10 protein-coding genes and 1 riboswitch are annotated in these 12,266 nt (G+C 71.4%); of the genes, 6 read left to right on the top strand and 4 right to left on the bottom strand.

What is annotated here, in order from left to right; genetic code table 11:
- Window positions 1–164: 164 nt before the first annotated feature.
- Window positions 165–1,232, bottom strand: a complete 1,068-nt coding sequence (locus MXD59_RS05740; protein ID WP_248823740.1) for a hemolysin family protein — start codon at window positions 1,230–1,232, stop codon at window positions 165–167.
- On the bottom strand, window positions 1,229–2,572 hold the full coding sequence (locus tag MXD59_RS05735; protein WP_163548038.1) for a hemolysin family protein: 1,344 nt from the start codon (window positions 2,570–2,572) through the stop codon (window positions 1,229–1,231). Before MXD59_RS05735 ends, MXD59_RS05740 begins: the two co-directional genes overlap by 4 nt.
- A gap of 695 nt (window positions 2,573–3,267) precedes the next feature.
- On the opposite strand from MXD59_RS05735, the gene MXD59_RS05730 reads away from it, so the two are divergent.
- Complete coding sequence (locus tag MXD59_RS05730; protein WP_248823739.1) at window positions 3,268–3,939, top strand: DUF4232 domain-containing protein; 672 nt, start codon at window positions 3,268–3,270, stop codon at window positions 3,937–3,939.
- Between the two features lie 18 nt (window positions 3,940–3,957).
- Here MXD59_RS05730 and MXD59_RS05725 read toward each other — a convergent pair whose 3' ends face one another.
- Together MXD59_RS05725 and MXD59_RS05720 are read right to left on the bottom strand one after the other, a co-directional pair.
- Entirely contained in the window at window positions 3,958–5,151 is a 1,194-nt protein-coding gene (locus MXD59_RS05725; protein WP_248823738.1) for a thiolase family protein, read from the bottom strand.
- 143 nt (window positions 5,152–5,294) lie between these two features.
- Window positions 5,295–5,816 (bottom strand): DUF309 domain-containing protein, encoded by a 522-nt coding sequence (locus MXD59_RS05720; RefSeq protein ID WP_248823737.1) that lies wholly within the window; start codon window positions 5,814–5,816, stop codon window positions 5,295–5,297.
- A gap of 530 nt (window positions 5,817–6,346) precedes the next feature.
- Here MXD59_RS05720 and MXD59_RS05715 point away from each other — a divergent pair.
- The 5 genes from MXD59_RS05715 to MXD59_RS05695 all read left to right on the top strand — a co-directional run bounded on the left by MXD59_RS05715 (window position 6,347) and on the right by MXD59_RS05695 (window position 12,251).
- Entirely contained in the window at window positions 6,347–8,026 is a 1,680-nt protein-coding gene (locus MXD59_RS05715) for an amidohydrolase family protein (RefSeq protein ID WP_248823736.1), read from the top strand.
- A 182-nt stretch (window positions 8,027–8,208) separates the two neighbouring features.
- A complete protein-coding gene (locus MXD59_RS05710) occupies window positions 8,209–8,565 on the top strand; it encodes a four-helix bundle copper-binding protein (RefSeq protein WP_163548035.1) in 357 nt (118 codons plus the stop codon).
- Window positions 8,566–9,127: 562 nt separating this feature from the next.
- Window positions 9,128–9,285: riboswitch (cyclic di-AMP (ydaO/yuaA leader) on the top strand.
- 639 nt (window positions 9,286–9,924) lie between these two features.
- Complete coding sequence (locus tag MXD59_RS05705; protein ID WP_248815610.1) at window positions 9,925–10,683, top strand: peptidoglycan-binding protein; 759 nt, start codon at window positions 9,925–9,927, stop codon at window positions 10,681–10,683.
- 300 nt (window positions 10,684–10,983) lie between these two features.
- Window positions 10,984–11,940, top strand: coding sequence for an AfsR/SARP family transcriptional regulator (locus tag MXD59_RS05700; protein ID WP_248823735.1), 957 nt, complete (start codon window positions 10,984–10,986; stop codon window positions 11,938–11,940).
- 65 nt (window positions 11,941–12,005) lie between these two features.
- Window positions 12,006–12,251, top strand: a complete 246-nt coding sequence (locus MXD59_RS05695; protein ID WP_248823734.1) for a lasso RiPP family leader peptide-containing protein — start codon at window positions 12,006–12,008, stop codon at window positions 12,249–12,251.
- Window positions 12,252–12,266 lie beyond the last annotated feature (15 nt).

Raw genomic sequence — 12,266 nt, 5'->3', positions numbered from 1 at the left:
CCCGCCCCGGCGGTATCGCTCTGACCTGTTCTTCATACCAGCAGGTGATAGGGCCCAGTAGCCCGGTGCTTTGTCTCCACCCCGACACCGCCGGCCAGGTCCGGACACCGCCTGCCAGTCCAGGGCGCGCACGGGTAAGGCGGTGTCGGGAGGGACACAGCCGCTCAGGCGGGTTGGGGCTCCTGGCGTAGCCGGCCACGTCCGGCGTCGTCGCGGATCTCGCCGACCAGTTCCTCGAGGATGTCCTCGAGGGCGACCAGGCCAAGCACCGCACCGGCGTCGTCGGTGACGCGGGCGAGGTGGGCGCCGGAGTGCTGCATGGTGGCCAACGCCGTGCGCAGGCTGTCGTCCGCGGCGACATGTGCCAGTGGACGGACCCACTTGGCGGCCACCGGACTCGTCCGCTTGGTCGAACGGGTCTCCAGCACGTCCTTGAGGTGCAGGTAGCCGGTCATCTCACCGCTGGTGTCGCAGACCGGGAAGCGGGTGTAGCCGGTGCGGGCGGCCAGCTGCTCGACCTCCCGGGGAGTGATCGTCGGTGGCACGGTGACGAGGCTGCCGGGTGCGAGCAGCACGCCACGGGCGGTGCGTTCCTCGAACGACAACGCGCCGGTGAGCAGTTCGTGCTCGTCCTGGGCGAGCAGGCCCTCGCGGTGGGACTCCTCGACGAGTCCGGCCACCTCGTCGCGGGTGAAGGTGCTGGCGACCTCGTCCTTCGGTTCGACGCCGACGGCGCGCAGTGACAGGTTCGCCACCTTGTTCAGCGCGATGATCAGCGGCTTGCCCAGTCGGACGAAGCCGACGAGCATCGGTGCGAGCAGCAGCACGGCCTTGTCCGGCATCGTCAGCGCGATGTTCTTCGGGACCATCTCGCCGATGACGACGTGCAGAAAGGTGACCAGCGCCAGGGCGACGGCGAACGACAGCGGATGCAGCAGCGCCGCAGGCAGGGAGATCGCCTCGAACGGGCCGTGCAGCAGATCCGCGACCGCCGGCTCACCGAGGGCACCAAGTCCCAGGGTGCAGACGGTGATGCCCAGCTGCGCGCCGGCGAGCATCAGTGAGACGTGCTCCATCGCCCCCAGTGTGATCTTCGCCAGCCGGTTGCCGGACTCGGCGAGCGGTTCGATGCTGGTCCGCCGAGCCGAGATCAACGCGAACTCGGCGCCGACGAACAGGGCGTTGAGCAGGAGCAACGCGACGGTCGCCGAGACCGCGAGCAGGGGGCTCATCGGGCCGTCGCCTCTGGCTCACGGGCGTCGCTGGCAGCACCGGGCCGGCCGGTTCCGTCGAGGCGGACGCGGTCGACCCGACGGCCGTCCATGCGTTCGACGGTGTAACGCACACCGTCCACGAGGGTGCTGTCGCCGCCGTGGGGGATGCGGCCGAGCGCACGGGCCATCAGCCCGCCGAGCGTCTGGTAGGTGTCGTCGGTGGGGATCTCGATCCCGGTGATGTTGCCAGCCTCCTCGGGGCGTAGCAGACCGGAGAGCAGCCAGGTGCCGTCGTGACGGCGCAGCGCGCGGGGGGAGACCCGGTCGTGTTCGTCGACGACGTCGCCGACGATCTCCTCGATCAGGTCCTCGGCGGTGACCAGACCGTCCGTCCCGCCGAACTCGTCGACGACGATGGCCATCTGGAGTCCACCGGCTCGCAGTGTCTCCAGCAGCGGTTCCAACAACAACGTGGACGGCACGGTCACCGGCGTGACCATGACCTCACGCACCGGCGTGTGGTCGCGGGCCTCCTCGGGGACGCCCACGGCGTTCTTGATGTGGATGACGCCGACGACGTCGTCGCTGTCCGCGCCGAGCACGGGGAAGCGGGAATGCCCGGTGCGTCGGGTGAGCGTGATGACCTCGCTGATCGGCTCGTCCGCGTGCACGGTGCGCATCCGCATCCGGGGGGTCATCACATCCTCGGCGGTGCGGTCACCGAACAGCAGCGACCGTTGGACCAGTGTCGCGGTCTCCTGCGACAGCGTGCCGTGCTCGGCCGAGCGTCCCACCAGGGAGAACAGCTCCTGCGCCGAGCGGGCGGAGGCGAGCTCCTCCTGCGGGGTGATACCGAGGGGGTGCAGCAGCGCGTTGGCGGAGGCGTTCAGCGACCGGATGGGCAGCCCGGCCAGCCGGGTGAACGCCCGCTGCGGCCCCTGCACCAGCTTGGCGGTGGGCAGCGGGCTGGACAGGGCCAGGTTCTTCGGGATCAGCTCACCGAAGATCATGGTGACGGCGGTCGCCAGCACCATCGCGATCGTCACCGACAGTGCGTCGACCGCACCGCCACTGACTCCGATGCCGCGCAGCGGACCCCGCAACAGGTCGGCGATGGCGGGTTCGGTGAGGAAACCGATGGCCAGGTTCGTCACGGTGATGCCCAACTGGGCACCCGAGAGCTGGGTGGACAGGGTGCGCAGGGCGGCCAGCACCCCGCGGGCCCCGCGTTCGCCGCGTTCGGCGGCCCGCTCGATGGAGGGCCGGTCCGCCGTGACGAGGGCGAATTCCGCGGCGACGAAGATTCCACAGGCGGCGACAAGCGCCAACCCGGCTATCAGCAAGAGCGCCTCGATCAACGGTCGACCCCCGTCGGCGCGTACGTGGGTCGGCCGGAACTACATCCGGCGTCGGCGGAGTCTGTCATGATCCCTTCCGGTCGGTGCGGGACGACCTGGCGCAGGCCATACCCCGTATCCGGGGTATCAACGCGCCGGCTGGCCCGTTCGTTTCACGATGACCCGTCGTTGCCGGGCGGTCCATACCCGTGCCGCCCATCGGTAAAAGATCACGGTGTGGACACGTCGTCCAGCAGCACGGTCCGCCGCCACGCCGACGACCGCGGCACCGGCCGGCCACGAAGGTGGATCACTCGATCGGGCCAGCCCCATCCCGCGGCGCGGGCCAGCCCACCGATCGGGTGTCACGCATCGTGACTTTGGGCAGGGGATAGAGGACAGCGGCCGTAGGACGAGAACGGAAAGACGTTGACAGCGGTGGCGTCGCAGCATCGACGCGGCGCCGTCCGAGTAGCCCGGCATCGCCCGCTTGCCGGTGCCGGACTGGGGAGGTCGCCATGTACGCGCACCAGCCGCACAGCTCTGGCCAGCAGGGTCCGCCGGATCAGCACCCCCGACCTGACCGGCGCGACCGTGCCGGGGAGCGCGACCGTGCCGGGGAGGAGGGGTCGCGGTCAGGACGACCGTCCCGGCGGCACCGTCGTGCGTGGGGGGGACGGGCGATCGAGCGGCCGGCCCGGGCGATGATGCTGGCGGTGGTCGGCGCGTTGGTGGTCGGCGCGGTCGCGGGATGCGGCTCGGACGCCGGACCCGCCGCGACGACGGTCGCGCCGGCCGGCGGCCCACCCGCCGTGAGCACCTCACCGCCGCCCGCGACGGCCACCGTGTCGGCCTCGACCGCTCCGGCTACGAACCCGCCTGCGGTCACGAACCCGACTGCGCCGGTCACGAACCCGACTGCGCCGGTCTCGAACGCGACGGTGCCGGCCCCGGGCGCCGGATCGTCCGGGATCTGCCCGGCCTCGGCACTGTCACTGCGGGTCGCCGACCCGGAGGGTGCGGCCGGCAGTACCTACGAGCGGCTCGTGCTGACCAACACCGGCACCGTGACCTGTGCGCTGCGGGGCTTCCCCGGCGTGTCGTACCTGGACGCCGCGGGGGCGCAGGTCGGCGCCGCCGCGACCCGCACCGGCGCCGCCGCGACGACGGTGAGCCTGGCCCCGGGCGGGTCCGCGTCCGCCGTCCTGCGCATCGTCCACCCGGGCATCCAGGAAGGATGTCTGGACGCCGGGCAGATCACCGCGGTGACGGCGCTGCGGGTCTACCCGCCCGGATCGCACACGGCGCTGCGCCAGCCGCTGTCGGACACGTCGGCGTGCGCCTCGGCATCCGTCCAGCAGCTGTCCGTCACCGCGGTCACCGGCTGACCGCGGGTGGGGATGCGGTCAGAGGCGCTCGATGATGGTGGCGTTGGCCATGCCCCCGCCCTCGCACATCGTCTGTAGTCCGTAGCGTCCGCCGGTGGCCTCCAGGTGGTTCACCAGGGTGGCGAGCAGGCGGGTGCCCGAGCCGCCCAGGGCGTGGCCGAGCGCGATGGCGCCGCCGCGGGGGTTGAGCCGGGCCGGGTCGGCGCCCAGCTCACGGGCCCAGGCCAGTGGGACCGGCGCGAAGGCCTCGTTCACCTCGTAGGCGTCGATGTCGTCCAGGGACAGTCCGGTGCGCGCGAGGATTCTGCGGGTGGCGGGGATGGGCGCGGTGAGCATGAGCAGCGGGTCATCCCCGGCGAGGGCGAACGCGTGGAAGCGGGCGCGGGGGCGCAGGCCGAGTTCCGCCGCCTTCGACGCACTCATGATCAGGACGGCGGACGCCCCGTCGGTCAGCGGGGAGGCGTTGCCCGGGGTGATGTTCCAGCCGATCTCGGGGAACCGTCGCGCCCAGGCCTCGGTGTGGAACGACGGCCGCAGCGACCCCAGCCTGGCCACGGTGGTCCCGGCCCGCACGGTCTCGTCGACCAGGTGGGAGTGGACGCTCCCGTCGGCCTGCGGCAGCGGGACGGGGATGATCTCACGTGTGAAGTCGCCGGCGGCCGTCGCGGCGGCGGCGAGTTCGTGCGAGCGCGCGGCGAAGGTGTCCAGCTCGTCGCGGTCGAGCTTCCAGCGGGCAGCGATCAGTTCCGCGCCGATCCCCTGGGAGGCGAGCCCCTCGGGGTAGCGGGCTCGCAGCCCGGGACCTTCGGCGTCCTGGCCGGCGACCGACGAACCCATCGGCACCCGGCTCATCGACTCCACACCGCAGGCGATGACCACGTCGTAGGCCCCGGCGATCACGCCCTGCGCGGCGAAGTGGGCGGCCTGTTGGCTCGAACCGCACTGCCGGTCGACGGTCGTGGCGGGCACCGTCTCGGGGAAGCCGGCGGACAGCACCGCGGTGCGGGCGATGTTCGACGACTGCTCGCCGATCTGACCCACACAGCCGGCGATGACGTCATCGACCAGCGCCGGGTCGAGATCGTTGCGGCTGACCAGGGAGCTGAGCACGGTGGCCAGCAGCTGCGCCGGATGCAGCGCGTAGAGCGCTCCGCCCGGCTTGCCCCGCCCCGATGCCGTGCGGACCGCGTCGACGATGACTGCGTCTTCCATCGGATCTCCTCGGATCGCCCAGGCCGCCGGGGGCCGGTCGCCCACTTACCTCCGGCGCTCTTGACTGACCAACGAGTGTCAGTGCGTGAGAATTCCGGTGGGTACGTTCACAGGACTGATCCGGTCGCAGCGCCTTTGTGGACTCACCCCACCAGTCGAGGTGGACGCAGCGCAACCGTTACCGGGCGAGAGTCAGCCGCCGAAGCCGAAGCCGAAGCCGTGGTCGTGGTCGTGGTCGCCGCGCGGCTCTGGACGGCGGCGCGGGCGGTCTGCTCGCACCAGTCGATGAGCGCGGCGGCATCCACCCCGTGCGGGTGCCGCCCGACGTAGGGGGTGAGGCCCTCGGCGGCGCGGGCGAGCACCGCGACGCCGCCCGGGACGTTGCCCCGGGCCAGCTGGGTCAGCCCCACGGCCAGCTGGGTGAGCGCCCGCCACAGTCCCCGGTCGTCGTCCTCGGCGGCCTTCCAGGACGCCTCGAGCACCTCGTGCGCCTGGAACGGCAGACCGGTGTCGAGCAGATGCTGGGCAGCGGCGAGCGCGGCTGGCGCCGGCAGCGTGTCGGGCAGCTCCAACGGCGCGACACCGACGACGCCCGGCGGCAACGGCCGGCCCAGCGCGTCGCGGGATCGCGCGACTGGTCGCCGGGGAGGCGGTGATGTGGTCATCAGGTCCAGTCTGACCAGCTACCCCGATCGTTGTCACCCCCAGTGATCCAGATCCCGATCGGACGGGTGTCCCCGCCCGCCCACGGTGGACGACAGAAGACGCACCTGGTCGACGGCCGGTGCGTCGACGGCTTTGCGTCGCTGCCGGGCATTGGTTACCGTGAGGTCGGGCGAGTGTCGCCCCTGGGTCGCCGGCGGGAGGCATGGGGATCATGGGCAGGTCGCTGGCCACGGTGATGCCGCGGTCGCGGGTGGACCTGGCTCGTGCGCTCACCCACCGCCGTCATATCGACACCTGCCGGGTGTGCACGGCGGCCTGTCCCCGCTGACCCCCGCGGTTCCGTACGCCTGCTGACCATCGCGGTCGCGGGCCGTCCCGCCTGCGGATCGTCCCGCCTTTCGGTGGGCAGTCCTGGCTTTCGGTTCTCCCGGTCGTGGAGAGCACCGTCGGTCCGCGGCACACCGTCGCCACGGGTTCCTCCGGTCGGCGACCACGGTCGTCCATTCCACCCAGCAGGAACGGCGCTGCCTTGTCCGAATCTCGTGCGTCCTCATCCTCGACCCCGCCGTCGACTCCCGCATCCGCGACGCCTCCGCGTTCCTCGGTGTCCCGTGACCTCGGCGGCGAGACCGCCCCCGGCGCGAACACCGCCCCCGGCACTGACTCCGCCCCCGGCACTGACTCCGCCTCCGGCACTGACTCCGCCTCCGGCACTGACTCCGCCTCCGGCACTGACTCCGCCTCCGGCACTGACTCCGCCCCTGGCACTGACTCCGCCCCTGGCACTGACTCCGCCTCCGGTACGGAGACCGCCCCCGGTGCGGACGTCGTTCCGCGGCGCGAAGGGCGCGGCGGGCGGGCGTTCACCCTGCGTGAGTGCCATGTGCTGGACCGGACGGGACGCTTCAGCGAGCCCTGCGACCTCGCGGTGCGCGACGGGATCGTGCGGGCCGTCGGCCGTGCCCTGCCGATCGACCCCGAGGCGATCGACGTCGACGCGCGCGGGCTGTTCGTCATGCCCGGCGTGGTCGACTGCCACGCGCACCTCACCCAGTCCACCTATGATCCGTTCGAACTGGTCACGGCGCCGCTGTCCACCAGGTTCCTGCAGACCGCCGAGGCCCTGCGGGCAACGTTGCGGGCCGGGGTGACCTGGGTGCGCGATGCCGGTGGGGCCGACGCCGGGGTGCGTGACGCGCTCGCCACGGGCACCGTCCCCGGGCCGAGACTCGGCGTGTCGGTGGTGGCGCTGAGCCGCAACGGGCGTCACGGCGACGGCGCCATCCTCGGGCCGGGCCTCGAGTCCACCCAGGATGTGCTCGGTCCTGTCTACCCGGACCGTCCGGCGCACAGCGCGAGCGTCGCCGGTGACCTGCCCACCGCCGTGCGCGGGGTGCTACGTGCCGGCGCCGACTGGGTGATGATCTACGCCAGTGGCGGGGTGATGTCCACCCGACCCGGCTTCACCGAGTTGCCGTTCGCCCCGGCCGAGCTGGCAGCCGCGGTCGCCGAGGCCGGCCGTTACGGTCGGCCGGTGATGATGCACGCTCTGGGCGCGCGGGCGGTCGAGGCCGCGGTCGCCGCGGGGGCGCGTTCCATCGAGCACGGGATCGGTCTGGGTGAACGGGCCGCCGCCGCGATGGCCGCCCGTGGGGTGACGCTGGTCCCGACCCTGTCCTCCTATCTGGACCTCGCAGCCCTTGCCCGCACAGGTGTGCTTCCTGGCTGGGCCGTGGAACGCGCCGAGTCGACCGCCGCCGCACTCACCGAGACCATCGCGGTGGCCCGTGCGGCCGGGGTGCGCATCGCCCTCGGCAGCGACGCCCGCCACCGCAGCCGGCACGGCGGCAACCTCGCCGAGATCAGCCATCTACGCCGGGCCGGCCTGACCCCGCCGGAAGCCCTGCTCGCCGCCACCAGCAACGGCGCCACACTGTGCTCCCCGGGTCATGGCTGGCCGTATGCCGAGTCGCCGGCGCCGGCGCCGGACGCACCGGATCACGGCGTGGTCGGGTCCGGCCAGGGTGGGACGGGCGGGCGGCGCGGCCGGCTCGCCCCCGGCAACGTGTTCGACGCGATCGTTCTGGACACGGATCCGGGTGACCTGAGCCTGTTCGAACGCCGGGACTTCGTGCGCGGCGTCTTCACCGCCGGACAGCCCGTGCTCGCGCATCCTCGACTGCCACCGGCGCTGGCCCGAGCCTGCTGACCTCCGCAGTCAGATCATCGTTTTCCACCACTTTTCAGCCCCGATTCCATCGGGCCGGAAATGTCGCCGGCCCGGGATGCGGTTTCGTTGACCAGAGCTATCGTCAGGGATGCCCGAACACCCGCCAGCGGCGGGTTTCCGAGGCGGCGCCAGTGTTGCCGCCCGCATATCGGAGGTGTCCCATGCAGCACGCCGAAAAAATCAGCGAGACCATGCGCAAGGCCATTGATGAGTGCATGTCGTGCTCGACGCTATGCGAGGAGACAATCTCGTACTGTATGGACATGCCCGGCTCGATGATGGACGCCGCGGACCTGCGCCTGATGATGGACTGCGCCGCCATCACCCGGACCTGCGCCGACATGATGTGCCGTATGTCGCCGATGCGTGCTGACATGTGCGCGATGTGCGCACGCATCTGCGGCGCCACCGCCGACATGTGCGAGAAGATGCCGCGCGACGCGCAGCTCACCCGGCTTGCCCGGGCCTGCCGGTCGTGCATGGACAGCTGCACCGCCATGGCCGGTGCCGCGGCCTGACCGCGCCTCGCGGCTCTGCCGCGAACCCGATCCGTGCCACCCGCGATCCATGGCTGGCACTGATCCACTGCACGTGCTGAACCAGTACAGGCATGACTGCTGCTTTCGCACACCGACGGCGGCCCACGGACGGACAGTTGTCCGCCGCGGGCCGCCGTTCGCCGTTCGGTGTGCCTTGATCTGATCTTCTGGGGTGTGGTGAAGGGCCGAGGTCCGATGTCAAGATCTGGTGTCGTGTCATGATCGGGCGTTGTGGCCCGCTTCGGTGACCTGCCGCGGAGTGTGGCGAACCCTCGGGTCCTGGGCGCTGGGGGCGGGCCCGTCTGTCGCGTCTGGGGCGTGGCCGGCTGTCACTCGGGCGAGTATTTCTGGTGCGGTGGGCGAAGAGCCGCCCGAATCGATGTCTGATTGTTGCTGTGTCGCAGCTCTCTGCACGGAACGTCACGACTGGGTGGCCAGTTTCGGGCCGAACTGGTACTTGTCACTACCCTGAGTAGTTCGCTACGGTGGCGGAGCACCACGCAAGCTTCGAGCCGACGCCGAGTTCTGCCCACGGTTCGAAGCTCCCTCCAGACCATTCAGGGCAGAAGCGGGGGAACCAGGTTCCACCGGGTGACCAGAGTCGCTGGTCGCCCTCGGGGTTAAGTCATCCGTGCGCGGATGACCGGGCTTCCCGGCCCGCACCCGACAGCTAACTCCGTAGGCGTACGGGAAGGATCAGGCATGCCCGGATACCGGGATTCTCCACCATCCATACGCCTGGGTCGACGCGTGCGGGGCCGGCCATGATGCCGCTGTGCGCATTGGCCTGACGCGCCGCGCCTGACGTCGGTCCGTTATCCCGGACGAGTGATCCACGCTCCGGTGCGCCGCGACACTGTCGGTGTCGCAGCATTCCTGGTGGCACGGCCAGCGGCGAGTGCGTAGCCGCGTGCGCTGGCCTTCAGTCGTCCGGTCGGTCGCGTTTCGGGTTCCTGGCCGCCATGTGTGTCCTCGGCCGGATGCCGGTCGGGCTGGTTGGCGGCCGGGCCGGGAGGAACGGGGCTGGCCCTTTCGCCGCGTCGCTGTGACCTCGAACCGACCTCGAACCGGGGTCGAACCGGAGTCCTGACCGCTCCGTCGTCGTCGTTGGCGGTCTCCGTATCCGGCGCGGGATTTCCTTTGCGAGTGCGATGCGGGCTGGAACCTGTCGCGACAGCACTCGTCAACGGCCTTTTCTGTTTCCATTACGGGCTCATAAAAGCCCAATGTTCAGTGCTGCCCATTAATGGGCGGTGAAGCCGTCCGAATGGCTTCCGATGGAAGTCGGACTCTATTTCCACCACCGTGCTCCACGACACCGAAACGAGATGTCAGAGAATGGCCAAGGGAAAGCATCGGAAGGCTTCGAACCGGCGTCGCGGCGCCACCGTCGCGGCGATCGGGGTGCTCGGCGCGGGCGCGAGCATGCTCGCCACGGCGAACCCGGCCAGCGCGGCGACGACCAGCACGGTCTCGGATGTGCAGATCGCCCGGCTGGCGGCGAACGCGGGCCTGGCGGGCTGCGGCGGAGCGTCGCTGGGGACCTGGGTCGCGGTGGCCCTGGCCGAGTCCGGCGGCAACCCCTACGCGCACGCCACCGTCGGTGAGGACTCCCGCGGTCTGTGGCAGATCAACATGCGGGCACACGGCGGCTGGGTCGGTGGGCGCAACCTGTACGACCCGAGCACCAACGCCTGGGCGGCGCGCACGGTCTGCGTCAACCAGGGGGTTCGGGCCTGGAGCACGTACACCAATGGCATGTACGCCCGGTTCCAGTCCCGCGGCGCCTCGGCCGCGGCGGCGGTGTCCGGCGGGCTGAGCGTCCGCACCATTGCCTACACGCCGTCACCGAAGGCGTCGACGGCCACGTCGGTGGCCGCGACGACGAGCGGTTACCCGTCGCTGGCCAGCGGACGGGGCTTCCGCCTGGACGTCCGGCAGATCCAGCAGCGGCTGGCGAACCTCGGCTACCCGATCGCCGTGGACGGCCAGTTCGGCTACCAGACCAACCACATGGTCAAGGACTACCAGCTCAAGCATGGCCTGATCGCCGACGGCGTGGTCGGTCCGCAGACCCGGGCCCGACTCGGACTCTAGATCCGGACGCCGCGTCCGGACCTCCCGCTCGGGCCTGGGCTCGGACCTGGGCTGATCCGGTGTCGGTGATGGACTACCCCACGTCCAGGCTGGGTATTCCTGCACCGGCCCAGCGGGGCCGCCGGTCCCCGGGCGATGGCGCGACAGCGGGGTCCGTCCGGTGCGGATCGTCCGTTTACGGAGGGTCTCCGACCGACGAGGATCATCATGGTCGACGGTGGCAGGTGGGCGTCGGGCAGTAGCTCGGCGCCCACGAGCAGCCCGGCGCTGCGCGGAAGTCCGGCGTCGGGGAACGGTCCGGTGCCCAGGAACGGTTGGGCCCTCGGGTCCGCGGCCCGGCCAGCGGGTCGGGCGGGCGACCGTGGTGACACCCGTGCCGGTGGACGGGCGGAGCCGGGGGCCGGGATGCTGTTCGCCGCGCTCGGGCCGTTGGAGGTGTGGCGGGCCTCCGGCGAGCGGATACGCATCGACCAGCAGAAGAAACGGGTGCTGCTGCTGGCCATGCTGGTGCACCCGGGGCGCTGGACGTCCGTCGAACAGTTGCGGCTGGCCCTGTGGCAGGACGCGCCGCCTCGCTCGGCGATGGGCAACATCAAGACCTATCTCTCGGAGCTGCGGCACACTCTGCCGCCGCCGGGCGGTGCCGCCGAGGAACGGGAGGCGGTCACGGTGGTCGGGCCGCGGGCGTCGGTGCTGCGTCGTCCGGTCGGGCCGGGGCGGATCGAAAGCCGGCCGGGGGAGTACCGGCTGCTCGTCGACGCGGACGAGTTCGACGTGCTGCGCTTCGAGCGGGTCGTCGCCGCGGGCCGCCAGGCGGCGCGTGAGGGCCGGTGGCGTCCGGCCGCGGAACTGTTCGAGCAGGCCCTGGGCTGGTGGCGCGGCAACGCGTTCGACGAGCTGCCGGCGGAGGTGGGCGGCGCGGAGAGCCTGCGTCTGGACGAGGCGCGCTGGGCGGCCCGCGAGGAGCTCATCGACGCGCGCCTGGCCCTCGGCGAGACGGATGCGGTCCTGCCGGCGCTGCGGGCGCTGACCGTCGAGTTTCCCACCCGGGAACGGTTGTGGGCGCAGCTGCTGACCGCCCTGGAACGCACCGGACGGCGGGCCGAGGCGCTGCACGAGTACCGGGAGGTGTACCGCCGGCTGGTCACCGAACTGGGCATCGAGCCTGGTGCGGAGCTGCGCCGCGTCCACCGGCAGGTGCTGGAGTCCGGGTCGCCCACCGACACGGCTCCGGTCGCCACGGTGAACCGGCGCTGAACCCGTCCGGGGCATCCCTTCGCGTGGGACATCGGGGGAAACGCGCATCGGAAGGGGTAACGGACATGACTGTCACCCATGAGCGAACATACGAGCCGAACTATGATCAGGCCTACGAGCACCCGCGGCTGTCAACCGCCGGTCGGTTCACGGAGGTCACCCGGGGCCGTTGGGGCTGGGGGCATGACTACTTCTACCGCCGTTTCGGCTACTCCTACGGCTGCGGTGGCGGCTGTGACGGTGGAGGTGGTTTCGGCGGGGCGGGATTCGGCGGTGGCGGGGGATTCGTCGCCGGCGGATTCTTCTTCTGAGCGCGGCGGACAGCG

It is taken from the genome of Frankia umida (genome assembly GCF_023242945.1).
Taxonomy (GTDB): Bacteria; Actinomycetota; Actinomycetes; order Frankiales; family Frankiaceae; genus Frankia; species Frankia umida.
The sequence above is the reverse complement of the archived record's forward strand: the minus strand, read 5'-3'. Positions and strand labels throughout refer to the sequence as shown.

Excerpts from the sequence above, each read along its gene's own strand:
- MXD59_RS05705 (WP_248815610.1), top strand. The coding sequence starts at position 9,925 with ATGGCCAAGGGAAAGCATCGGAAGGCTTCGAACCGGCGTCGCGGCGCC.
- MXD59_RS05695 (WP_248823734.1), top strand. The coding sequence starts at position 12,006 with ATGACTGTCACCCATGAGCGAACATACGAGCCGAACTATGATCAGGCC.
- MXD59_RS05740 (WP_248823740.1), bottom strand. The coding sequence starts at position 1,232 with ATGAGCCCCCTGCTCGCGGTCTCGGCGACCGTCGCGTTGCTCCTGCTC.
- MXD59_RS05720 (WP_248823737.1), bottom strand. The coding sequence starts at position 5,816 with ATGACCACATCACCGCCTCCCCGGCGACCAGTCGCGCGATCCCGCGAC.
- MXD59_RS05710 (WP_163548035.1), top strand. The coding sequence starts at position 8,209 with ATGCAGCACGCCGAAAAAATCAGCGAGACCATGCGCAAGGCCATTGAT.
- MXD59_RS05725 (WP_248823738.1), bottom strand. The coding sequence starts at position 5,151 with ATGGAAGACGCAGTCATCGTCGACGCGGTCCGCACGGCATCGGGGCGG.